This is a genomic window from Solibacillus sp. FSL W7-1472 (assembly GCF_037969775.1).
GTDB classification, from domain to species: domain Bacteria; phylum Bacillota; class Bacilli; order Bacillales_A; family Planococcaceae; genus Solibacillus; species Solibacillus silvestris.
Window position 1 is genome coordinate 2,747,256 of the sequence record NZ_CP150208.1, and the last position, 22,460, is coordinate 2,769,715.

Below are 22,460 nucleotides of genomic sequence, written 5' to 3' on the forward strand. Positions count from 1 at the left end.
TTATATTGTCCTCCTTCTTACACTTCTGCCTGGTGGAATTGTGATAAGAAGCGTGTGTCATTTGTATAGAAATGACGAATATCATCCACACCGTATTTTAACATTGCGATACGTTCTGCACCGATACCGAAAGCGAAACCTGAAAGCTTAGTTGAATCGTAGCCAGCCATTTCAAGTACGTTCGGGTGTACCATACCAGCACCTAAAATTTCAATCCAGCCAGTTTGCTTACATACATTACAGCCTTTACCTGAACATTTATGACAAGATACGTCAACTTCTACAGAAGGCTCTGTGAATGGGAAGAATGATGGTCGAAGGCGGATTTCGCGTTCTGCTCCAAACATTTTCTTGGCCAATGCATCAAGAGTTCCTTTTAGGTCAGACATGCGGATATTTTCCCCGATTACAAGACCTTCAATTTGCATGAATTGGTGAGAGTGTGTCGCATCATCTGTGTCACGACGGAATACTTTACCTGGGCAAATCACACGAATCGGTTCGCCTTTTTTGGCTTCCATTGTACGTGCCTGAACTGGAGAAGTATGTGTACGCAATAATGTTTCTTCTGAAATATAGAATGAATCCTGCATGTCACGGGCCGGGTGACCTTTAGGCAAGTTCATTGCTTCAAAGTTATAGTAGTCTTTTTCTACTTCAGGTCCTTCTACGATTTCGTAGCCCATACCTAAAAACAGGTCTTCGATTTCTTCGATTACACGTGTTAACAAGTGACGGTTTCCTGCACGTACTTTTGCACCTGGTAACGTCACATCGATTGACTCGTTTTCAAGCTGCGCTAAAATTGCAGCTTCTTCTAAAACAGCAACCTTTTTCTCAAGTTCAGCTGTTACATTTTCACGTACAGTGTTAACTAGGGCACCCATTTTCGGACGTTCTTCTGCAGAAAGTTTCCCCATTCCTTTTAATAAATCCGTGATCGGTCCTTTTTTACCTAAGTACGCAACACGAACGTCATTTAATGCTTTTAAGTCAGCTGCATCGGCAATTTTAGCTAATGCTTCTTGTTCCAATTGCTTTAATTGTTGTTCCATTTTAACAAAATTCCTCCTTATAAGTTTCGCTAACAAAGTTTCTACTTTGAAAACGTTGATTTCCGTTACGGTTACGCTTTCCGCGGGCGTGGCCTGAGCCTGTAGTCTCATGCGTCACGCTATTTCCGCAGGAGTCGAACCTCCACTTCAATCAACTTCATCAAGTTGCTAAGCACTCAAACTCCCGAAACAATAATTAACATTCTTGAAAATAAAAAATCCTCGCCCCCTAAGAAAGGGACGAGGACGAGTTTCGCGGTACCACCCTAGTTATTGCAAAAAGCAATCACTTCATTGGAGCTAACGACTATGTCTAGCCGGCAATCCTTTCACCACAAGTGGATCCCGGATGCTGCTCGCGGGGTGAACTTCACTATACAATTTGTTAGCAAGCTTTCAGTCATTGGCTTGCATTCCCTAAAACAAATGGTGTATACCTACTCTTCCCGGTCAACGCATTTCGTAATATATTCTCCAACTAGTTTAATGTATTTTCGTACATTTATCAACTAGCTGGAGCGTTTTTCATCATTACATATCCCAAAGAAGGATTAATAAAGAACCTAAAACAGTCAATACTACTAAACCGATTCCGTATACGATGTTCGAGTAGATAGCCCACTTGTCATTTGTTTCACCAGCGTGCATGAAGACAATAAACTGTAAACCTGCTTGAATGAATGCTGTCACTAAAAGGATAACCATTCCAGTTGTGAATGACATATCTGTGAAGTAAACAAGCATTGCAATCACTGTTAAAATCAGTGAAAATACGAAGCCCATAATTTGGCCCATTGGGAAGAACTTAGCCATAGATTACATCATTCCTTTCAAGTAAATGAAACTGAAGATGAAGATCCAAACAACATCCAGGAAGTGCCAGTATAGTGAGAATACAAATGTTTTCCCTGCTGTTACTGAGTTAAGTCCGCGTTTGGCAATTTGGATCATAATGAAGATTCCCCAGAATAAACCAAACGTTACGTGAAGACCGTGTGTTCCTAACGTTGTTAATAAAGCAGATGTGAAGGCACTAGTAGTAATACCTGCGCCAACATGTACATAGTGTACAAATTCATAAATTTCTACAGAAATGAACGCTGCACCAAGTAATAATGTAATACCCATAAATGACAATGTCGCTTTTTTACTGCCAAGACGCATTGCATGAATAGCTAAACCGATTGTAAAACTTGATGTTAAAAGAATGAATGTCTCTGCAAGTACTGGACCAATTTCGAAAATCTCAGCTGCAGTCGGACCGTCACCTGTACGACCCGAAAGAACAAAGTATGATGCGAATAATGTACCGAATAACATAATTTCCGCACCTAGGAAAGTCCAGAACCCGAAGATTTTCAGGTTATTTTCCTCTGTTGAATATTCCAATGGAACATTGTTATTAACTTTACCCATTATTTCGCACCTCCTTCTTTTTCATATTTTTTCTCGATTAACTCAACTTCTTCTTTATGGATATGGTAGCCATGGTCGTCTTCTAGTGAACGGTAACCCATACAAGCTAAAATACCGATTAAGCTGATGATAGCTAAAGTAAACATACTGAATACTAGAGCGAAACCACCGATGAAGAAGAATACTGATAAGATAAATGTTTGACCTGAGTTATTTGGCATGTGAATATCTTTAATTTCACCTTTGAATAACTTAACGCCGTTTTTCTTAGAATCCCAGAATGCTTCTGAAGTTGCATCAGTTACGTCTGGAGTAATTGCAAAGTTATAGTGTGGAATTGGCGTATGTGTCGCCCACTCAAGACCACGTGCATCCCATGGATCTGAACCGATGTCGCGTGGAGAGTTTTTGAAACTGTACCAAATGTTCCATACTAGCATTAAGAATGAAACAGACATGATTCCGGCACCGATAAACGATACCATGTTTAATGTACTGAATCCAGCTGCGTCAGAGTATGTGTACATACGACGTGCTTGACCATCTAAACCAGTGATATACATTGGAATGAATGATAGTACGAAACCTGTTGACATTACCCAAACAGTTGCTTTACCTAGACGCTCATTTAACATGAAACCGAACATTTTCGGCCAGTAGAATGTTAAACCTGCTAACATCGCGTAAACAACACCAGGGATGATTACGTTATGGAAGTGAGCTACTAAGAACATTGTGTTGTGGTATTGGTAGTCCGCTGCTGACATCGCAAGCATAACCCCTGTTACACCACCTAATGTGAATAAAGGAATGAAGTGTAATGCATACAACATTGGTGTTGTAACAACAATTTTCCCTTTATAAAGTGTGAATAACCAGTTGAAAATTTTAACCCCTGTTGGGATCGCAATTGCCATTGTTGTGATCGAGAAGATCGAGTTCGTGAATGCACCTTGACCCATTGTAAAGAAGTGGTGAGTCCATACAGCGAACGAGAATACTGAAATTAAGATCATTGACCAAACCATTGATGTGTAACCATATAAGTTACGACGTGCGAATGTCGAAATAACTTCAGAGAAAATACCGAATGCCGGTAAGATTAAGATATATACTTCAGGGTGACCCCAAACCCAGAATAGGTTGGCCCAAAGCATGTCCATACCACCGTCACCGATAGCAAAGAATTTAGTATCCCATAGACGGTCCATTGTACCCATAGCTAATGCTACTGTTAATACTGGGAACGCAAATACGATAATTAAGTTTGCAATAAGTGCTGACCAAGTGAACATTGGCATTTTAAATAATGTCATGCCTGGAGCACGCATTTTCATGATAGTCGTAATGAAGTTAATACCTGTCATTAACGTGCCAAGACCGGCAATTTGAAGTGCCAGCATGTAATAGTTTGTACCAACTGATGTACTGAATTCATTATCCGCTAATGGGAAATATGAAGTCCATCCAGAATCAGGAGATCCCCCAACGATGAATGAGATATTGAATAATCCCATACCCATGAAGAATAACCAGAATGCCAAGTTGTTCAAACGTGGGAACGCAACGTCACGTGCCCCGATTTGTAAAGGTACTAAAAAGTTAAAGAAGAATGTAATGAATGGCATTGCCATGAATAAAATCATGACTACTCCGTGAGTTGTAAATACTTCGTTATAGTGCTGAGCGTCTAAGAAACCGTTTTCTGGTATAGCTAGCTGTAAACGCATCATTACGGCATCGACACCGCCGCGGAAAAGCATAACTAAAGCAGTGATTAAATACATGATACCGATTTTTTTATGGTCAACAGTTGTAATCCATTCACGCCATAAGTAGCCCCACAATTTAAAATAAGTAACGATCGCTACTAACGCGATTGACCCTAAAACTATAGAAGCCATTGCGATATAAATTAATGTGCTTGGGTGTGGAACTGCAAACTGTGCAAAGAATTCCGACATAGTAGTACTCCTTTCGAAAAGTTGTTACTTTCAAAAATTAGTGTGAAGAATGGTCCTCTTCATCCTCTTTTTCTTCGTCTGAAGATTCATGGTTGTGTTCCGGAGCTGGTGAGAACTCTAGATGTGTACCAGTGTAAGTTGATTTACCAAGATGACCTGGCTCTAATAATTCATCAAACTTCTCTTCTGTTAATGGAGCAGCCGTTTCATGAACTTCTGTTACCCATTCATCAAATTCTGTTTGAGTTAAAGCTGTTACATCAAAAATGTTTTCTGCAGTACCACGACCTGAGAAGTTCGCGTTACGTCCCCAGAATTCGCCTGGGTTGTCAGCAGCTAAGTGTAATGTTGTTACCATGTCTGCCATTGCATATTTCTGACCGCCAAGTTGCGGAATCCAGAAACTTGTAATTGGACCATAAGAGTAAAGTTTAAATTCAACTGCACGTCCAGCAGGAATGTATAGGTAGTTTACTGTTTCAATATCTTGTTCCGGATAGCTGAAGTGCCATTTCCAGTTAGATGATGAAGCATAAATAACTAAAGGTTCCTGATCCTCATATTCTTGAGGAACACTCTCAACAATGTAGTTACTCTTAACTGAAACAAATGATAAGAAAATAACGATGATTACAGGAATACCAATCATAAATGTTTCTACAAGCCAGTGGCCATGAATATGCGGTGGCTCGTAATCTGGACTTTGTTTTGATGCACGGTATTTAAATAACATAAACACCAAAATTGCTAATACTGTTAAAACAATCCCTGACATTAAGTAAATTAATAACATTGTGTCATCGGCTTGTCTTTGAGCTTGAGGACCTTTAGGATCAAGAACTGCTAACTTATCGTTACAGCCTGCTAAAAGAATAGCACCTAGTCCCATGAAAGAGAGTAATGTTCCCTTCATATTTACTTTCATAGTTGGACTCCTTTCCAATTAAATAAAGCTTGTTAGATTTTGCTTAAGCGCTTTCATGTGAGAGCGAAAATAAAATAATGACGATAGTGCGACATCGAATGAATATTTTCACTTTTTACCATTTACACTATGCATATAGTGGCAAATAGTCAGACCATCAATCCATCACCATTTAGAACCTTTAAATTGAATCCCATAATTAACAGTTTGCACACTATTTTAAAAAGCATTATTTTATTTTTTTATTGTGATAACTTAAGGCGTCTGTCTAACCTACTTAGATTTTAGTTAAACATCAAATAAGTGTCAAAACATCAAATTGGAAAAAACCCTTATTTCTCCCAATTTACGAGCAATTCTTTTTTAATATTTTAAAATAATGACGGCAAACGCAGTAAAATAAAGCGATTTCGAGCTAAAAGTTACCTTCATTTCAAAAATGACATTTCTATGAACTCGTTAAAGTTCATATTTTGGGACTAATCAGAAAGCTCAATACGTTTCATTTTATGGGTTTTATTTCCACTTTTTACCTAATATTTTAAAAGAAATAGGATTTTATAAGTACTTACTTACAAAATCCCACCTTTAAGTTTTCCTGTTTATTTTACAAATGCATACAATAAAATTCCTGTTGCCACCGCAACATTCAGTGATTCTGCCCCGCCTAATATAGGAATGATGATGTTTTGGTCTGTTTTTGCCAATATTTGTGGATTGATACCACTTCCTTCATTACCCACAATTAAAGCAAATGAATCACTCGGTTCCACTTTTTTGTATGAAATCGATTCATCCAATGAAGTGCCAAATACACGGATACCGTCAGCCTGCAGGTTTTCTACCCATTCCATCAAGTCGCCACGTACAACAGGAATATGGAAATGAGAGCCTTGTGCAGAACGCAATGATTTTGGATTAAATGCATCGACACTACCTTTCCCTAACACAACTGCATCAATTCCTGCTGCATCTGCCGTTCGGATCATCGTGCCGATATTTCCCGGATCTTGAACCGCATCGACTAACAGTACTTTTTTCCAATCAAATTGTTCATCTTCGGAAATTTGGCGCTGCTTACAATGGGCAAATACCCCTTGGGAATTTTCAGTTTCCGCAATTTCTTTTGATACTGCCTCATTTACATGGACTAATACTACTTCATCTATTGCCCATAATAATGGTAGATCAACACCATCACGCACAATAATCTGGACGATTTGGTCTTTATGCTTTAACGCTTCTTCCACTAAATGAAAGCCTTCTACAATATACTCTCCTGTTTTTTCTCGCTCTTTACGTTGTGTAACAAGCTTTTTCCAATGCTTCACTAGTGCATTTTGTGTCGATTCAATTCTTTTCATTATTTCCCGTCCTTTTTTCCGTACTCGATTGTATATTCTATCACAATTATTTTGTAATCCATAACGCAATGCCATGTATAAAGTTTATTATTTTGAACAAAGTATGGGAAAAGGAGGTTTCATATGGATTTTCAAATTAGACAAGCAATTACTGCCAATGTAACGGGCTCAGATGCCGCTGAATTTCAGGATATCGTCAATGATGCCATTGCACGTGGTGAGGAGCATTTACTTCCAGGCCTTGGTGTATTTCTGGAAAAATGGTGGAATGGTGCAAGCGAAAGCGAGCGAAGCGAATTTTCGCAAAAACTGGCAAAGCAGTTTGTCAGCTAACATTAAGCATAACCATCCATCATTCAATTATGATTCCATACAAAAAAGCAATCCAGCGTCTCCCGGATTGCTTTTTCTATGTAGTGATGGGGCATTCCATCTTGAATACAGACATCACTTGTAGTACTTCATGAATCGTCACAGCGTCTCCCATTGTTATTCATGTTGGACTACTACATTATTTATTTGCCCTTCCTGCCCATAAATAATGCATTGTTCGCAGCGGCGACTACAACCCGTAGTACAATGCCAAATGCTTGTTACTGATTTTACGCTAATAAAGATACTAAAACTGCTTTTTGGGCATGCAGGCGATTTTCTGCTTGCTCAAATATATAAGAATTTGGGCCGTCAATAACTGACGTCGCAACTTCTTCCTCTCGATGTGCCGGTAAACAATGAAGGAACATATAATCCGGCTTTGCATGGGCAACCAATTCATCATTGATTTGATACTTTTCAAAATCCTTCAGTCGCTTTAGTGTTTCTTCTTCCTGCCCCATGGATGTCCATACATCTGCGTAAACCGCATCTGCATCTGTAACAGCTGCCACTGGGTCATTTGTTACAACAATAGTACTGCCGTTACGAGAAGCGATCATTTGTGCTTTTTCAATAAAACGTTTATCACATTCATATCCTGGTGGTGTTGCAACTGCTACATGCATACCAACATGTGCTGCTGCAGCGATAAGCGCATGTGCTACATTATTGCCATCACCTACATAAGCAATTTTTAATCCTTTCAATTCCCCTTTATTTTCGGCAATTGTTTCAAGGTCAGCTAATGCCTGACATGGATGATCAAGGTCCGTTAACCCATTAATGACCGGAATCGAGGCGTTATCAGCCAATTCTTCAACCATCTTATGGGAGTTGGCACGGATCATGATTCCGTCTAAATAACCTGACAATACTCTTCCTGTATCAGATATTGGTTCACCACGGCCAATTTGCATATCGCGCGCATTCATATACATTCCATATCCGCCAAGCTGCTGCATACCTACTTCAAATGATACACGTGTACGCGTTGAACTTTTTTCAAAGATCATGCCAAGTGTCTTACCTTCCAATAATCGTGGACATTTGCCCGCTTTTGTAATTATTTTCAACTGTGTAGCAAGTTCAAGCAGTTGCTTCACTTCTTCACTCGTATAGTCAAGCAATGTTAATAAGTCTTTTCCTTGTAAACTTTCAACAGGCTTTAATTGCACCTCTTCTAATAATTTCATCATTACACACCTCTGTGAGCTTTATGTTGGTTTTATTATACAAATGAATAAATATAAAATCAAGTGAATTATTATAAATTATTTAAATTAATAAAATTGTACAATAATTAGGCTTATTCATGAACGATGAAATAATTCACTTGAAGGATATATTTTATGTTTTTTAGAGAAGATATCCGATTTTTATTGAATTCTAATTCATTTTTAAGCATACTATTTACAGCAGTACATTTTGGAAATAATTTACTCTATCACTGATTTAGGAGGAATCATTATGCCGCACGCGATTCACACAGTGGAATTACCATTATCTAATGAGATAATATGGCATTTTCTAAAGAACTATAATAATTGGGCTCCATTAATTCCAGGTTATATCGAGCACGAAGCAATACATGATACGCAGTTCACTTGGACTTTACTTGCAGATTTAGGGTTCACGAAAAAAAAGATTATTCTTCAAGTAGATATAACTGATTCTGTTGAACCGACTGATGTAAAATTTAACATAAAAGGTTTGTCCGACAACTTTGATGGGAACGGCTACTTTAACATTGCAACCGGCAATAACGAGTCCGCTCAAGTAACAGGCAGCCTGGATTTATCTGCTGGCGGTTTTATGGGGATGATGATCAACCCTGTTTTGGAAAGTTTCGTACCTAAAGCGACGTCTGATTTAACGAACTCAATTGAAACAAAGCTTACTGCCCTACATGATGTAAAATAAACAAAAAACCATTAACTTTCCTGACAATCGGAAAATTAATGGTTTTTGCTTATTGTATTGGAGAGTGTACAGCAGGTTTCAACATACGATGCACTCAATTTTCTCATCATATTCACTGCATACACTAATACAAACTTCATCCATAAATAATGTAGTCACAGTACAGTTGAGAATACGACGTTCAAGATCTAAAATTTACTGAAATACTCCATCCCGAATAATAGTAGTGTTTACGGTAACGTTTACTTTCATTTTTGAAAACATTTCATACCATTCCTCTTTATCGATATTCGCATTTCGGTACTGTGCTTTATAATATTCTCCAAACTGGAATATATCCGTATTGATGTCATGGCTATATTGTATAAGTCGTTTAATTTCACTTTCAATTTTCTTGTTGATTTCCTTCTCGACTTTATGAATCATTGCGTTTCCATCCATGCTTATATCCGAATCAACCTCCAATAGTCGACACTCCAGTTGAATCGTTAAATTGAATTCTGGAACTTCCGGATCAACTAATTCAATAGTCCGTTTTGAATTAATAGAGTCGATGGCTATCGGCAGTTCTTTCGAAGAATCCGAGGGGGATTTCTCCAGCGCTGTGACTGGTATTTTCATTTCCAACGCTCCTTTATGAGTATTACCTTGAACCATTAATATATATATAGCTTCTTCTGCAGGGAGATTTCCGGATAATTTTCCCGTATTAAAAAAAGCAATGCCGGAAATTTCAACATTTTCTTCTTCTCTTTTTAATATTGGCATTGCATAACTATTCAAAAAAGAAAGTTTATCTCTATTGACTTCATGTAGCGTCGATGAAATAATGTATTGTTGTTCAATGTTATGTTGAATTAATTGATATATATGTTGTCCAATATCCGATATATTTTCATATTTATATTCCAATAATGTTTTCAAATCTCCATCTACAGTAGCCAAATATGTTGCATTGCTGATTTCAGAATTCATTTTTAAAATATGGATATTATCATCTAAACCTGATTTCGCCAGCTCCTCACCGAACAGTACAACCCGCAATTGTCCTGATCCAATTTCCTTGGATGTTTTTAAATCCATTTTTGAACGGGCTCCCTTACTTGTAGATGCAGTGGCTGACTGCAATTCAATTTTACTCTCTAATTCCGGATTGATCTGACGGATGACGGCTGTGACGGACAAATTATCCTCTTCTTCTATATCATAGCCCAGAAGTGTCGTTAAACTTATCCTTTCAAGAATTTTCTCTTCTGCACAGCCCCCGAGAACTATTGTGCATACAAAAAGCATAATTAGCATTCTTAACATAATCAGCGCTTTCATTCCCTTCCAGCCTTTCTTTTAAAGACTTTTTTGTTCAGGAGAGCAATGAAATATATAAAGATAGGATAAATAAATACAATATAAAAAGCATAATTCCCGAAATAGTCGTTGAATGTATGAACTTCAATCCTTGTTTTCACTATCAGCGACCCTATAAATATTAAAACGGAAAATATAAGAACAAATTTCTTGTCGGTTATGTTAATCATTCGACTGACACCCCGATAGGCGGACCATACAAAAAAACAAAGATTCGGCAAAATGATCATCATCCAGTAACAGACAGTGATAAGTTCAATCCGTTCAAGAAAAGGCAGGCGGACAATGCTGAATAAAGATAATGTTGCCCAGATCGATTTCTCGAGCTGTTCCCCACTGAAAAAAGTTAATGTTACGAGCATAACAAATAAATAAATAGCCAATGTACACATCAATCCTAAATGTACATATTTTTGGGCCTTATTCTTTTCTTTGACATAGGGATAGATCGTATTAATTATTTCAAAACCTACAATGGTGAGCGTCATCGAATACGCCCCTTTTAATAGACTTTTAAAATCATTATTCAATACTGGCAGCAAGTAATTTATATTTGAATATTCAATTGGAAATAACAGTACAACTAAAATCCAGAGACTAAGAAAAAAGCTAAAAAAACAAACTCCTATTATTACCCGTAATCCTCCCGTGAAAGCATAGCTCACAGTGATAAGCAGAGTAATTGTAATAAACGAAGCACTTAAACTTGGGAATACCCATGTATTTATTACATCTGAATAATTTTTGATAATCGCGAAATAGGCCAAGCCGCAATAAACAATATAAGTTAAATTAATTAAATTGCCTAAGTATTTACCAAATAAATTTATATTCACCCCGTAAATATCATTTGATTCATACAATTCCAGAACTTTAAAGATAATATAAACGACTATATGCGCTGCTATGAAACTGATAATGATAGAAATCCACGCATCCTGTTTTGCATCTCTATAGATGATGCTTTGAAACCCGTGAATTCCTACACCAATCTGGGTGGAACAGATGATGAAAAAGAGAAGCGGTGCATTGAATGTTTGAGTAGGATTAACTTGCAGCTTGTCCATCACTCTTCCCCCTTCTCTTTATCACCTTTAAGATTTACACGCACTTTGGAATATTCCGGATTCTCTACTCTTGCGTTTGGCGATTTTCGTACAATGAACGGATACGGCAGACGAACCAGGCTATCGCCCAAATCTTTAAGTCTAGGTGGATAAAACGGTGCCATATAAGGGGCCCCTAAACTTGTTTGTCGTAATAGATGAATCACCAGAATACAAAAAGCGAGCATTATACCATAATACCCCCAAAACCCGGCTAAAATGATTATTGGAAAGCGCAGCAATCGAATTACATTTCCCATCATATAACTCGGAGTTATAAAGGAAGACAGAGCACACAATGCGACAATAATAATGAGAATGTTACTCGTTATCCCTGCCTGCACCGCTGCTGTACCAAGTACAACCCCCCCTACAATTCCTATTGTCTGGCCTATTTTGGTAGGCAGGCGCGCTCCGGCCTCGCGAAGCAATTCCATAATCAATTCCAGGAAAAGTGCCTCCAGTATAGGCGGAAACGGCACTTTAGCTCTAGATTCGCTAAGCGGAACTAAAAGCGGCTGAGGAATGACTTCATAATGGAATGTTAGTGAAGCTACATACAGTGGGGTAAAAAAAATTGAGATAAAAATAGCTACGAATCTTAACCATCTGACAAAGGTAGCTATCGGCCACCGCAAGTTCCTATCTTCCCTACTCTGGAAAAACTCAATAAATGCGTAAGGACAAAGTATCCCCATTGAACTGCCATCAACAAGAACGCCTATTTTCCCGCTCAATAAACCATCACAAAACCGGTCAGGGCGCTCCGTTAATAACATTTGCGGAAAAATGGACAGAGAGCTGTCATCAATTAACTCGGCAAGTTCCGCACTATCGATCAGATCTTCAATATCAAGAGTTTGAATTCTTTGTCGAACAGTATTTACATTTTGTTCTGAAGCAACGCCATCTATATAAAGTATGGAGAGCGATGTATTGGTCTGATTCCCGACTTTCAGTTGTTCATTACTAAGATCAGGGCTCAAAATAAACCGTCGAACAAGCGATATATTTGTGGATAGACTTTCATTAAACCCAACTTGTGATCCGATTACTTGAGATTCATTTTCGGGTGCAGACAAACCGCGCGATTCTCTTGCCGGAATGATGACCATAGTAACCATTGCATATCCTGCCACATGAATGATCACAGCCCCTGTTAACATGGTTTTAATACACTCATTTAACCTATCCTCCACATTTACTTGAGGGAGGGGCAACTGACTATGGATACTGTCAGGTGTGGCATTTTGAATATCCTGCAGGACAGGTAATATTTTTCCGTTCAATATTTCTTCTTTTACTAAATTATCGATATAAATGATAGTAATGGATTCTGTCATGTTTCGAATTATCAAATCGGCCGGAGAATGAAGCTGATCTTTTACTTCTTTTATAAAGACTTCCGTAGAATCGGAAATGGGTTTCAGATTTTCCGTTTTGGGAGTTACTTTACCCTTTTGTTGAACAGATTGCTTTTCGTCCATATTATTATTGAAAGGCGATGTTATATCTCCCGTTTGTTTGTTGAGTGATGATTTCTTATTCTTTTTTCCAAAAAACATAACATTCCCCCATTTTTGTCTTAAGATTATATTTTTTGAACACCTATCTTTCAACAGTTTCCAATTAATGAATTCATTATTGCCAGATTCTAGGTAAATATTCATAAAGGAATAAATTTGGTAGTAGGAATTAAAAGGAGGGTAATGAAATGAATGTTTATTTCAAAATAAAAAGAGACTGGGACATAATTAGTATCGGTTAAGGCAAAAAGGGAAATTGCACAGTGCAATTTCCCTTTTTGTTTTATTATTTGAGAAGATTGGATGAAGAGTTAACCCCTCACCGCATATTTACTTAAATTTTTGGCCATTAATGCTAATCCGATTTCATTATTAACCTTCGATTATCCCGAACCGAAAACCGCGTGAAACCCAAATTAGCTTTCAAGAATCCCAAAATGGCAGCCGTAGACACAAAATAAAGCCGTTCAAATTTTACTTTCGTAAAATTTGAACGGCTTTTGATTTTAAGGCGGGTTTTGTCCCAGCCCCTTTTTTACCTAGTTCACTATTTAAACCGTAAATTCCCCGTTGGTTCTATCCAAAGTTTTTATAGTATTATTCGAATGTAATTTTATTTACTGTGTCACGGTCTAATCGTTTAATTACCTCTACAATTAATTTAACCGCATTATCATAATCATCACGATGTAAGATTCCTGCATGTGAGTGAATATAGCGTGTTGCAACACCGATTGCCAATGATGGTACACCGTTTGCTGTAATGTGAATACTTCCTGCATCCGTACCGCCGCCAGCCATTGCTTCGAACTGGTATGGAATGCCCGCTTCTTCAGCTACATCAAGGACAAATTCACGTAAACCTGTATGAGATACCATTGATGCATCATATACGACAATTTGTGGACCTGCGCCCATTTTTGAAATCGATTCTTTCGGTGTCACGCCCGGCGTATCGCCAGCAACACCAACATCTACAGAAAAACCGATATCCGGCTGTACTTTAAATGTAGAAGTTTTCGCACCGCGAAGGCCGATTTCTTCCTGTACATTCCCGACACCATACACAATGTTCGGATGCTTTTCATCTTTTAATGCTTTCAGTACATCAATCGCAATCGCACAGCCAATACGGTTATCCCATGCTTTCGCTAATAGATGCTTTTCATTTTTCATTACATTGAATTCGAAATATGGTGTAATCATATCGCCTGGACGTACGCCCCACTCCATAGCTTCTTCTTTTGATGCGGCACCGATATCAACGAACATAGATTTAATATCGACTACTTTGTTTCGAACATCTGCCGGTAAAATATGTGGTGGCTTTGATCCGATCACACCAATAATTTCTTCCCCTTTACGTGTTGTAATTGTCACACGTTGGGCAAGCATTACTTGGCTCCACCAGCCGCCTACTGTCTGGAAGAAGACAAACCCTTTATCATCGATGCGTGTAACCATGAAACCAACTTCATCCAAGTGACCCGCAACCATAATTTTCGGACCGTTTTCATCGCCTACTTTTTTTGCGATTAAACTTCCTAAGTTATCTGTTTCCACCTCATCTGCATAAGGTGCGATATACTTTTTCATCACCTCACGTGGTGCACGTTCATTTCCTGGTATACCGTTTGCATCTGTTAAATCTTTGAACATTTGTAATGTTGCATCAAGCTTTGTCATGTCGGTTTTCCCCCTAATAATTACTCATCTTTATTATAGCGACAATATTTCGAAATGTGAAATAGTTTCTCGGCATTATGTAAATTAATAGCCATTTCGTTGTCGTTCATAATTTTTCTTATTTTTTAATTCATATGCATGCAAAACATCATCAATTGAAAAATCCAGGTTGTAGGCAATTATGCTGTATTGTTCCCACATCGCCCTGTAATTTTCTTCTGTTTGGTGCTGCAGAAAGGTCAGGATAGTCTGTGTCGCATTCAGGAAGGTTTCTGTTAACTCTTGCTTAACCTTTAAAAAGGGCCATTCTTCTAGCAGAAAACCGCGCATATTTCCTAGTGAGAGCATAAAGTGGACCGAGTCGACATACTCCTCCAAAAGAACAGCTCTTTTTGATGGCCCCTTCGTTGACCAGAACTTGAAACAGCGTGTTTCATTGGCCAATTCACTTAGCTCAACTAATAATGCGAGGCCTTTTTCGGCAAATACATCTTTTTGTACTTGTTGGTTTTCTTCAATAAATCGGTCTAGCTGCCGTTGCTTTTCAAATAATTGACGAAATTGCATTAAAACATCCCTCTTTTTCAAAATAAAATGAAACTTTTTATACTACTCAATCGTATAGGAGGGAATCACCGTAAGCAAGGAGGAAGTTTCATGGCTTTATTGTTACGAATTGCCATCATCCTTCTCATCATTTACATATTTTACAGAGGGGTACGCTACTTAATCGACCCAAAGCGTAAATTGGATGAGGCCTATGAAAATGGACAATATTATTTTTATGATGATGTGAAAAACATTCGGAAAAACTTTTTCATATCGTATAAGGGGGCATTATTTGAAGGAGAAAAATATTTAGGTACGACAGACAATGCATTTGAAGTCGTAAGTATTTTCGTCTTTGTCCATGATGCGATGAAACTTCAAGGGTTTACGAAAGAGGATTTTATGTATTTGGAAAACGAGATTCTCATGAATTATCCAAACGCCTCGATTAACTGGAAAAATCCGATAGAAAAACTGATGAAAGACTAACTGAGGACAGCGAACCGTATGATTGTACGGTTCGCTTTTATGTTTGAAACCTTTTTCATATATATCCGTATAAATGGATGAGGTGAAATATTATGGAAATTAATATTAAGAAAGCAGGTTATATTGCAAATCAATCAAGCATTGAGCAAATTGATTTTTCAATGCAGCCTGGAACTATTACTGGTTTAATTGGGGGAAACGGTGCCGGTAAAAGTACTACAATTCAATCAATGCTTGGTGTTATTCCTTATTTTGAAGGGACAATCACCATCCCCTCCTACGGTTATGTACCTGAACGGCCATTATTATACGAACATTTTACACTGCGTGAGCACCTTCAATTTTTAATCGATGAATATAAAGACAAAACACTTTGGGATAAAGCAGAGCAGTTACTCACACTCTTTCAAATTGACCAGCGACTGGATGATTTGCCGATATACTTTTCAAAAGGGATGCAGCAAAAAGTTATGCTTGTATTGGCATTTTTAGGTGAAAGACCACTTTACATATTGGATGAACCCTTCATGGGACTTGATCCGCGAGCTATGCGGGAACTGCTCGTTTTAATCGAAGAACGCAAACAACAAGGTGCCGCTTTTTTACTTTGCACACACCAATTAGAAATGGCTGAAATGCTATGTGATCATTACATTCTCCTCCACGAAGGTAAAATCCAGGCTAAAGGATCATTGAGCGAACTTCAGCAAATGATTGGACTACCTATTTCTTTACTAGATATCTTTTATGAATTTCAAGGCAGGTTATAACTATGTTTTCAAAACGCCTTTATCGCTCATATCAATTTAATTTTAACCTTATTAAATCAATCACAGATTGGACAGTCATTCTATACCTTGTAGTACCTAGTATCATTATCGGCTTTTTCTTATATCGCGATTTCGCTGTTAATTTTCAGGTAATCGAGCTTCAACAAAATTTCTTTCTCACTCTATTATTTGGATTAAGCTTTTTCCTAGTAAAATCATCCATACGTCTCTTTGTATACGATGCTGATTTGCTATTTTATAAGCAGCAAGGAAGGAAATTTCATCAGATTAAACTATTTGGTTATAGTTATTCATTTATATTTTTTAACTTTGTTCTTATTATACTATTATTGCTCGCTTCACCTTTTCTTGTACTACCATTTTGGGAAGTACTTTTCGCTTTGAATATAATAAGCGTACTCCATATATTTATACAGTATAAATGTCAAAAGTGGTTTACAAAATGGCCGTTAATATTTATTATTCATGCACTCATTATATTTAACCTTGCCATTTTACCATTTTGGATATTTTCCCTATTGCTTCTTGCTGCTCACTTACTTTTATTAAATACCGTACTAAGCAATCGTTACTGGACACTCGAAACCCGCTGGGAATACGAAGCCTTTTACCGGTGGATGAAGCACCTGTATCAATTTAGCTTGGAAATGCGTTATTATATGCCAGCGAAGACAAAACAGCCGCTTATTTTACTTGCGAAAAATAAAATATTAAGTACCCATCGTATCGATAATTTAATTTACAAAACATTATTGAGGAAACTGAATTACTTGAAATCTCCGGTCCAGCTCATTGTCCTTGTCATTGCCCTTCTCTTCGTTCTTCCTATATGGGCAAAAGCGATCGTCCTCATATTTTCTTTTATCGGTTTAAACGTTGCCCTTAGTTCTATTCTAAACGAAATTAAGCAAGCTCCTTTTTTTCAACTAATGTCAGTTCAGGAAAACGAGTGGCTTCAGGCAAAAACTCGTTTAAAATATCGACTATTTCCTCCACTTGGCATTGTCATGATGCTCCTATTATTTATTAGTTAAAACAGAACCGGATGCTGCATTTTACTGCAGCATCCGGTTTACCGATTATGTCCGTAATGCCCGGGATTTGCAACTGCTCCAATCGTACTTACCCAGCGGTTAGTATAATTGAAGAATCCGGCAACATATGCGGCTTCCAAAATTTCATGGTCATTAAAACCCGCTTCACGTAGTAAATCAACTTCTTTTGTCGTTATTTCATTTGGATACCTTGTTACACGGTAGGCATAATCACATAACGCACGCTGCTTTTCCGTAAGTTTTGCGGAGCGGTAATTGTATGTTAACTGGTCAACCCATCCCGGATTTTTTGTTAGCCCCCGAAGGACATCACTATGTGAAGTAAGGCAATAGCTGCAATTATTTGTCGAAGAGACGACAAGCCCGATCATTTCCTTGTCTGCTAATGATAAATACGTTGTTTCTTCATTGAACAGAGAATATTTAAATTCCAAAAATCCTTTATACTGCAGCGCATTCAATGGAAGAATTTTAAATAAATTATTTACAAACCCATTTTGCTCCTGCTGCTTTTCAACATGTTGATCGAAAAGTTGCTGTATATCTTCCGGTATTTCCTCTTCATTTGGCTTCTGTAAATAAGATAATTGCTCTTCGTATTTACTCATTTCATTACTCCCCGCTTTCGAATTTACTGAATTTATTATAAATTACAACTACTAATCTAACAAATGAATAATCTTTTTCAATGCATAAAAAAAGCACAGACAAATTTAGTCTATGCTCCAAGATCATATTAAAATAGCTGAACTAGTATAAATATATGAATTGCCCCAAGTAAAGGAAAGCCAAATGCAAATTGGTTATGCTTCGTTTTATGACGAAATAAGTACATCCCTAAAACACCGCCAAGTGCGCCACCGAGTACCCCTAATGTTAATAGTGTTCTTTCGGAAATACGCCATTCCTTCTTTTTAGCGCGTTCTTTATCTATGTACATATATACGCATAGTACGAGTGAAACAACTGCGACATATGAAACTGCTGCTAATCCCATCTGAATCCCCCTAGTCAAAAAAAGACTGATAAGGAGCAAATCCCTATCAGCCTTTATTGTATACTAAAATTATTTAGCTACTGCTTTTTTAGCTTCTTCAGCTAATTGAGCGAATGCTGTGCTATCTGTTACAGCTAAGTCAGCTAACATTTTACGGTTAACTTCGATACCTGCTACTTTTAAGCCGTGCATTAAACGAGAGTAAGATAAACCGTTCATGCGAGCAGCTGCATTGATACGAGTGATCCATAATTTACGGAAATCACGTTTCTTTTGACGACGGTCACGGTATGCATATTGACCTGATTTCATTACTGCTTGGTTAGCTACTTTGTATAACGTGTGTTTTGAACCATAGTAACCTTTAGCTAATTTTAAAACTTTTTTGCGACGAGCGCGTGTTACTGTTCCGCCTTTTACGCGTGGCATAGTAATTACCTCCTGCTAATTCTTTCGAATGCTAATTTTTATTTTTGTTATTAATAATCTTTTAAACGGTCAAGATTATTTCATGTAAGTTAATAATGTACGGATACGCTTGAAATCGCCTGAAGTTGCAACTTTTGCTTTACGTAAGTGACGTTTTGCTTTAGTTGATTTGTTAGCGAATAAGTGAGAGCCATAAGCACGGTCAAATTTTAATTTACCAGTACCTGTTTTTTTGAAACGTTTCGCAGCTCCACGGTGAGTTTTCATTTTTGGCATGTCGATTTCCTCCTAAACTTGTTTCTACATACGTATTATTTCTCTGTCTTCGGTTGAAGAACTAAGAACATGCTTCGGCCTTCCATCTTCGGTTTTTGTTCAACCGTAGATACTTCAGCACAAGCTTCAGCAAAGCGATCTAGCACACGCTGACCAATTTCTTTGTGTGTGATTGCACGACCTTTAAAGCGAATTGAAGCTTTAACTTTATCTCCTTTTTCAAGGAACTTAATCGCATTACGTAATTTCGTTTGAAAATCATGTTCATCGATTGTCGGGCTCAAGCGAACCTCTTTCATCACGATAACTTTAGAATTTTTACGAATTTCACGGTCTTTCTTTTGCTGATCGAACTTAAATTTACCATAGTCCATGACACGAGCGACTGGTGGCTTGGCTTGAGGGGCCACAAGGACAAGATCCAAGTTAGCACGAGCGGCAATTTCCAACGCTTCTGTACGCGTTTTTAAACCAAGCTGATCACCATTGTGATCAATTAGACGAAGTTCTCGCGCGCGGATGCCTTCGTTTACATACATGTCTTTGCTAATATTAATCCACCTCCAAGTGTTTGTCGCGAATACATGAGTTGGTGTAAAGTATAACCCTGTCGAACGGTACAACTCTGCGTGATGTCCATATGTTCTTCTTGTTTTACAAACAAAAAGGACGGACATTTGAGATGTCCGCCCGCTATATGTGCATACGCATTCATGCGTAAAACAATTCAACGTTTCTAATACCTGCACGTAACTTATATAAAAGCACTTGTCAGGTGAGAAGCGGGCAGCCTCTACTTTCAAACTTTTGTATTCATAACTTAAATAATCTTAACATGAGATCCAATTACCGTCAAGCATTTTTATATGATTAATTTACTTTAAAAAATAAATGAAATTAATTTTCACTTCCGGGTTTCACTCAAAATATTCGTGGTATCTAATTAGGGACCAACATTTTATAGAGATGTAAAAAATGTTATTACTATCGAAATCGAAGCTTACCATTACTGACAACAAAAAAGGTGTCCCGCAAAATGCGGGACACCTTTTCATTTTATTTCTTCACTTCTGCAGTAATGTCTGCCAGGAACTGTTCAAAGCTGATTGTTTCTGAATCCTTCGAACCGTAACGGCGGATATTTACCGCATTTTCTGCTACTTCTTTATCTCCAAGTACAAGCATGTACGGGATTTTTTGCATTTGTGCTTCACGGATTTTATAACCTAGTTTTTCTTCGCGGTCATCCATTTCCACACGGATACCAGCTGCAGCTAATTTTTCTTGTACTTCACGTGCATAATCATAGTGCACTGCGTTTGATACAGGAATAATTGTTGCTTGCACTGGCGCCAACCAAGTCGGGAATGCCCCTTTGTATTCTTCAATTAAGAATGCTACGAAACGTTCCATTGTCGATACAACACCACGGTGGATAACAACTGGGCGTTGAGGCTGACCGTCTTCACCAATGTAAGAAAGGTCGAAGCGTTGTGGTAATAAGAAGTCAAGTTGTGCAGTCGATAATGTTTCCTCTTTACCAATAGCTGTTTTTACTTGAACGTCTAGCTTCGGACCATAGAATGCTGCTTCATCTTCTGCGATGAAGTAATCATAACCAAGCTCATCCATTGCTTCTTTTAACATCGCTTGTGCAGTTTCCCACATTTGATCGTCATCAAAGTATTTCTCAGTGTTGTTCGGATCGCGGTAAGAAAGACGGAATGAGAAATCTTTAAGATCAAAGTCTTTATAAACTTCTAAAATCAGTTCCACTACTTTTTTGAATTCTGCTTTAATTTGATCCGGACGTACGAAAATGTGCGCATCATTTAAAGTCATCCCGCGTACTCGTTGTAGACCAGATACGGCACCACTCATTTCATAACGGTGCATTGTTCCAAGTTCTGCGATACGGATTGGTAAGTGACGGTAAGAGTGCAGACCGTTTTTGAATACCATCATATGGTGAGGACAGTTCATTGGACGTAAAACAAGTGTTTCATTGTCCATTTCCATTGGCGGGAACATGCCATCTTGATAGTGCTCCCAGTGTCCTGATGTTTCGTATAATTTTTTCGAGCCAAGCACTGGTGTGTAAACGTGTTTGTAACCTAAAGATAATTCTTTATCTACAATATAACGTTCAATAGTACGGCGGATTGTTGCACCGTTTGGTAACCAAAGTGGTAAACCTTGACCAACTGTTTGGCTAGTCATGAATAAATCCAATTCTTTACCGATTTTACGGTGGTCACGTTCTTTTGCTTCTTCAAGCATTTGAAGGTGGTGCTTCAACTCGTCTTTAGTGAAGAATGCAGTACCGTAAATACGTTGTAGCATTTTGTTGTCTGAGTTACCGCGCCAGTAAGCACCTGCTAATGATAATAATTTGAACTCTTTTAATTTGCCTGTAGATGGTACGTGTACACCACGGCAAAGGTCAAAGAAATCGCCTTGGTAATAGATTGATACTTGGTCATCTGCTGGGATTGCTTCAAGTAGTTCTAATTTGTATTCGTCGCCGACTTCCTCGTATATTTTTTGTGCTTCATCACGAGAAACGTTTTTACGCTCGATTTCGATGTTTTCAGCAATAATTTTTTTCATTTCTTTTTCGATTGCTGGTAAATCTTCTGCAGTAATCGGTGTTGGTGAATCGATGTCATAGTAGAAGCCTGAATCGATAACTGGACCGATACCCAATTTTGCATCCGGGTAAAGACGTTTTACTGCCTGTGCTGTTAAGTGGGCAGTTGAATGGCGAAGAATTTCTAACGCTTCGTCTGATTTGTTAGTAATGATTTCGATCGCACCATCTTGTTCGATTCCTGTTTTGGCATCGATTAATGTGCCGTTGATTTTCCCGGCTAAAGTTGATTTTTTAAGACCTGGGCTGATTGAGCCTGCAACGTCTAATGTAGATGTTCCCTTGGCAAATTCCTTTACTGCGCCATCCGGGAATGTTAATTTGATCATTTCTGACATGTTGTTGTCCTCCTTTATTAATTTAAAAATAAATTATTTTGTATTGAAGAGCGAAGGGCATTTTGAGACTAAACTAGTTGATTGGAGTGAAGGCGGCGAGTGTAGCTGACGGCTAACGCCTTTCGCTACAAACTGCGTTTCCTGGGGAAATAGCGTGACGCCTGAGACGTTCGTGTAAGGCCAC

The 22,460-nt window shown here is 38.0% G+C and carries 23 protein-coding genes; 5 read left to right on the top strand and 18 right to left on the bottom strand.

Annotated features, from left to right (window positions below; genetic code table 11):
* Positions 1–17: 17 nt before the first annotated feature.
* The 6 genes from pheS to MKY07_RS13700 all read right to left on the bottom strand — a co-directional run bounded on the left by pheS (position 18) and on the right by MKY07_RS13700 (position 6,724).
* Positions 18–1,055, bottom strand: a complete 1,038-nt coding sequence (gene pheS / locus MKY07_RS13675; protein ID WP_014823150.1) for a phenylalanine--tRNA ligase subunit alpha — start codon at positions 1,053–1,055, stop codon at positions 18–20.
* Between the two features lie 531 nt (positions 1,056–1,586).
* Positions 1,587–1,868: a cytochrome aa3 quinol oxidase subunit IV gene (qoxD, locus tag MKY07_RS13680; RefSeq protein ID WP_065215530.1), complete on the bottom strand. Its 282-nt coding sequence runs from the start codon at positions 1,866–1,868 to the stop codon at positions 1,587–1,589.
* 3 nt (positions 1,869–1,871) lie between these two features.
* The gene (gene qoxC / locus MKY07_RS13685; RefSeq protein WP_014823149.1) at positions 1,872–2,471 is read right to left on the bottom strand and encodes a cytochrome aa3 quinol oxidase subunit III; all 600 of its coding nucleotides are present in this window, start codon (positions 2,469–2,471) and stop codon (positions 1,872–1,874) included.
* The gene (qoxB, locus tag MKY07_RS13690) at positions 2,471–4,435 is read right to left on the bottom strand and encodes a cytochrome aa3 quinol oxidase subunit I (protein WP_014823148.1); all 1,965 of its coding nucleotides are present in this window, start codon (positions 4,433–4,435) and stop codon (positions 2,471–2,473) included. The genes qoxC and qoxB overlap by 1 nt, the downstream gene beginning before the upstream one ends.
* 37 nt (positions 4,436–4,472) lie before the next feature.
* The gene (gene qoxA / locus MKY07_RS13695) at positions 4,473–5,360 is read right to left on the bottom strand and encodes a cytochrome aa3 quinol oxidase subunit II (RefSeq protein ID WP_008407700.1); all 888 of its coding nucleotides are present in this window, start codon (positions 5,358–5,360) and stop codon (positions 4,473–4,475) included.
* Between the two features lie 602 nt (positions 5,361–5,962).
* The gene (locus MKY07_RS13700) at positions 5,963–6,724 is read right to left on the bottom strand and encodes an RNA methyltransferase (RefSeq protein WP_014823147.1); all 762 of its coding nucleotides are present in this window, start codon (positions 6,722–6,724) and stop codon (positions 5,963–5,965) included.
* A 123-nt stretch (positions 6,725–6,847) separates the two neighbouring features.
* On the opposite strand from MKY07_RS13700, the gene sspI reads away from it, so the two are divergent.
* Complete coding sequence (sspI, locus tag MKY07_RS13705; protein WP_008407703.1) at positions 6,848–7,057, top strand: small acid-soluble spore protein SspI; 210 nt, start codon at positions 6,848–6,850, stop codon at positions 7,055–7,057.
* Between the two features lie 269 nt (positions 7,058–7,326).
* On the opposite strand, the gene argF is transcribed toward sspI, so the two are convergent.
* Complete coding sequence (argF, locus tag MKY07_RS13710; RefSeq protein ID WP_339264656.1) at positions 7,327–8,292, bottom strand: ornithine carbamoyltransferase; 966 nt, start codon at positions 8,290–8,292, stop codon at positions 7,327–7,329.
* Between the two features lie 274 nt (positions 8,293–8,566).
* Here argF and MKY07_RS13715 point away from each other — a divergent pair, with 274 nt between their 5' ends.
* Positions 8,567–9,019 carry an SRPBCC domain-containing protein gene (locus MKY07_RS13715; protein ID WP_008407707.1) on the top strand — a complete coding sequence of 151 codons (453 nt, stop codon included), beginning with the start codon at positions 8,567–8,569 and terminating at the stop codon, positions 9,017–9,019.
* A gap of 195 nt (positions 9,020–9,214) precedes the next feature.
* Here the strand turns inward: MKY07_RS13715 and MKY07_RS13720 are convergent, their stop codons facing one another.
* The 5 genes from MKY07_RS13720 to MKY07_RS13740 all read right to left on the bottom strand — a co-directional run bounded on the left by MKY07_RS13720 (position 9,215) and on the right by MKY07_RS13740 (position 15,269).
* Positions 9,215–10,345 (bottom strand): Ger(x)C family spore germination protein, encoded by a 1,131-nt coding sequence (locus MKY07_RS13720; RefSeq protein ID WP_339262693.1) that lies wholly within the window; start codon positions 10,343–10,345, stop codon positions 9,215–9,217.
* Positions 10,342–11,451: a GerAB/ArcD/ProY family transporter gene (locus MKY07_RS13725; RefSeq protein ID WP_339262695.1), complete on the bottom strand. Its 1,110-nt coding sequence runs from the start codon at positions 11,449–11,451 to the stop codon at positions 10,342–10,344. The genes MKY07_RS13720 and MKY07_RS13725 overlap by 4 nt, the downstream gene beginning before the upstream one ends.
* Entirely contained in the window at positions 11,451–13,055 is a 1,605-nt protein-coding gene (locus MKY07_RS13730; protein WP_339262697.1) for a spore germination protein, read from the bottom strand. Before MKY07_RS13730 ends, MKY07_RS13725 begins: the two co-directional genes overlap by 1 nt.
* A 558-nt stretch (positions 13,056–13,613) precedes the next feature.
* Positions 13,614–14,702 (bottom strand): M42 family metallopeptidase, encoded by a 1,089-nt coding sequence (locus MKY07_RS13735; RefSeq protein ID WP_339262699.1) that lies wholly within the window; start codon positions 14,700–14,702, stop codon positions 13,614–13,616.
* Between the two features lie 84 nt (positions 14,703–14,786).
* Complete coding sequence (locus MKY07_RS13740) at positions 14,787–15,269, bottom strand: dUTP diphosphatase (RefSeq protein ID WP_339262700.1); 483 nt, start codon at positions 15,267–15,269, stop codon at positions 14,787–14,789.
* A 90-nt stretch (positions 15,270–15,359) separates the two neighbouring features.
* On the opposite strand from MKY07_RS13740, the gene MKY07_RS13745 reads away from it, so the two are divergent.
* The 3 genes from MKY07_RS13745 (at position 15,360) to MKY07_RS13755 (ending at position 17,565) form a co-directional block, all read left to right on the top strand.
* Positions 15,360–15,740, top strand: a complete 381-nt coding sequence (locus MKY07_RS13745; RefSeq protein ID WP_008407719.1) for a hypothetical protein — start codon at positions 15,360–15,362, stop codon at positions 15,738–15,740.
* Positions 15,741–15,832: 92 nt separating this feature from the next.
* Positions 15,833–16,510 carry an ABC transporter ATP-binding protein gene (locus MKY07_RS13750; protein ID WP_014823139.1) on the top strand — a complete coding sequence of 226 codons (678 nt, stop codon included), beginning with the start codon at positions 15,833–15,835 and terminating at the stop codon, positions 16,508–16,510.
* 2 nt (positions 16,511–16,512) lie between these two features.
* Positions 16,513–17,565 (top strand): ABC transporter permease, encoded by a 1,053-nt coding sequence (locus MKY07_RS13755; protein WP_339262703.1) that lies wholly within the window; start codon positions 16,513–16,515, stop codon positions 17,563–17,565.
* Between the two features lie 38 nt (positions 17,566–17,603).
* On the opposite strand, the gene MKY07_RS13760 is transcribed toward MKY07_RS13755, so the two are convergent.
* The 6 genes from MKY07_RS13760 to thrS all read right to left on the bottom strand — a co-directional run bounded on the left by MKY07_RS13760 (position 17,604) and on the right by thrS (position 22,276).
* A complete protein-coding gene (locus tag MKY07_RS13760) occupies positions 17,604–18,194 on the bottom strand; it encodes a peroxidase-related enzyme (protein WP_008407721.1) in 591 nt (196 codons plus the stop codon).
* Between the two features lie 128 nt (positions 18,195–18,322).
* Entirely contained in the window at positions 18,323–18,583 is a 261-nt protein-coding gene (locus MKY07_RS13765) for a DUF1294 domain-containing protein (protein WP_008407723.1), read from the bottom strand.
* Between the two features lie 69 nt (positions 18,584–18,652).
* On the bottom strand, positions 18,653–19,012 hold the full coding sequence (gene rplT / locus MKY07_RS13770; protein WP_008407725.1) for a 50S ribosomal protein L20: 360 nt from the start codon (positions 19,010–19,012) through the stop codon (positions 18,653–18,655).
* Positions 19,013–19,087: 75 nt separating this feature from the next.
* Entirely contained in the window at positions 19,088–19,288 is a 201-nt protein-coding gene (rpmI, locus tag MKY07_RS13775; RefSeq protein WP_008407727.1) for a 50S ribosomal protein L35, read from the bottom strand.
* Positions 19,289–19,323: 35 nt separating this feature from the next.
* The gene (infC, locus tag MKY07_RS13780; protein ID WP_039967350.1) at positions 19,324–19,827 is read right to left on the bottom strand and encodes a translation initiation factor IF-3; all 504 of its coding nucleotides are present in this window, start codon (positions 19,825–19,827) and stop codon (positions 19,324–19,326) included.
* Positions 19,828–20,344: 517 nt separating this feature from the next.
* Positions 20,345–22,276, bottom strand: a complete 1,932-nt coding sequence (gene thrS / locus MKY07_RS13785; protein WP_008407730.1) for a threonine--tRNA ligase — start codon at positions 22,274–22,276, stop codon at positions 20,345–20,347.
* Positions 22,277–22,460 lie beyond the last annotated feature (184 nt).

What these genes read in the sequence shown, in the direction of transcription:
- infC (WP_039967350.1), bottom strand. Translation starts at nt 19,827, where the DNA reads ATGTATGTAAACGAAGGCATCCGCGCGCGAGAACTTCGTCTAATTGAT.
- MKY07_RS13755 (WP_339262703.1), top strand. Translation starts at nt 16,513, where the DNA reads ATGTTTTCAAAACGCCTTTATCGCTCATATCAATTTAATTTTAACCTT.
- sspI (WP_008407703.1), top strand. Translation starts at nt 6,848, where the DNA reads ATGGATTTTCAAATTAGACAAGCAATTACTGCCAATGTAACGGGCTCA.
- MKY07_RS13725 (WP_339262695.1), bottom strand. Translation starts at nt 11,451, where the DNA reads ATGGACAAGCTGCAAGTTAATCCTACTCAAACATTCAATGCACCGCTT.
- MKY07_RS13720 (WP_339262693.1), bottom strand. Translation starts at nt 10,345, where the DNA reads ATGAAAGCGCTGATTATGTTAAGAATGCTAATTATGCTTTTTGTATGC.
- MKY07_RS13745 (WP_008407719.1), top strand. Translation starts at nt 15,360, where the DNA reads ATGGCTTTATTGTTACGAATTGCCATCATCCTTCTCATCATTTACATA.
- rpmI (WP_008407727.1), bottom strand. Translation starts at nt 19,288, where the DNA reads ATGCCAAAAATGAAAACTCACCGTGGAGCTGCGAAACGTTTCAAAAAA.
- MKY07_RS13715 (WP_008407707.1), top strand. Translation starts at nt 8,567, where the DNA reads ATGCCGCACGCGATTCACACAGTGGAATTACCATTATCTAATGAGATA.
- qoxD (WP_065215530.1), bottom strand. Translation starts at nt 1,868, where the DNA reads ATGGCTAAGTTCTTCCCAATGGGCCAAATTATGGGCTTCGTATTTTCA.
- rplT (WP_008407725.1), bottom strand. Translation starts at nt 19,012, where the DNA reads ATGCCACGCGTAAAAGGCGGAACAGTAACACGCGCTCGTCGCAAAAAA.
- MKY07_RS13765 (WP_008407723.1), bottom strand. Translation starts at nt 18,583, where the DNA reads ATGGGATTAGCAGCAGTTTCATATGTCGCAGTTGTTTCACTCGTACTA.
- qoxC (WP_014823149.1), bottom strand. Translation starts at nt 2,471, where the DNA reads ATGGGTAAAGTTAATAACAATGTTCCATTGGAATATTCAACAGAGGAA.
- argF (WP_339264656.1), bottom strand. Translation starts at nt 8,292, where the DNA reads ATGAAATTATTAGAAGAGGTGCAATTAAAGCCTGTTGAAAGTTTACAA.
- MKY07_RS13735 (WP_339262699.1), bottom strand. Translation starts at nt 14,702, where the DNA reads ATGACAAAGCTTGATGCAACATTACAAATGTTCAAAGATTTAACAGAT.
- MKY07_RS13750 (WP_014823139.1), top strand. Translation starts at nt 15,833, where the DNA reads ATGGAAATTAATATTAAGAAAGCAGGTTATATTGCAAATCAATCAAGC.
- MKY07_RS13730 (WP_339262697.1), bottom strand. Translation starts at nt 13,055, where the DNA reads ATGTTTTTTGGAAAAAAGAATAAGAAATCATCACTCAACAAACAAACG.
- qoxB (WP_014823148.1), bottom strand. Translation starts at nt 4,435, where the DNA reads ATGTCGGAATTCTTTGCACAGTTTGCAGTTCCACACCCAAGCACATTA.
- MKY07_RS13760 (WP_008407721.1), bottom strand. Translation starts at nt 18,194, where the DNA reads ATGAGTAAATACGAAGAGCAATTATCTTATTTACAGAAGCCAAATGAA.
- MKY07_RS13700 (WP_014823147.1), bottom strand. Translation starts at nt 6,724, where the DNA reads ATGAAAAGAATTGAATCGACACAAAATGCACTAGTGAAGCATTGGAAA.
- qoxA (WP_008407700.1), bottom strand. Translation starts at nt 5,360, where the DNA reads ATGAAAGTAAATATGAAGGGAACATTACTCTCTTTCATGGGACTAGGT.
- thrS (WP_008407730.1), bottom strand. Translation starts at nt 22,276, where the DNA reads ATGTCAGAAATGATCAAATTAACATTCCCGGATGGCGCAGTAAAGGAA.
- MKY07_RS13740 (WP_339262700.1), bottom strand. Translation starts at nt 15,269, where the DNA reads ATGCAATTTCGTCAATTATTTGAAAAGCAACGGCAGCTAGACCGATTT.
- pheS (WP_014823150.1), bottom strand. Translation starts at nt 1,055, where the DNA reads ATGGAACAACAATTAAAGCAATTGGAACAAGAAGCATTAGCTAAAATT.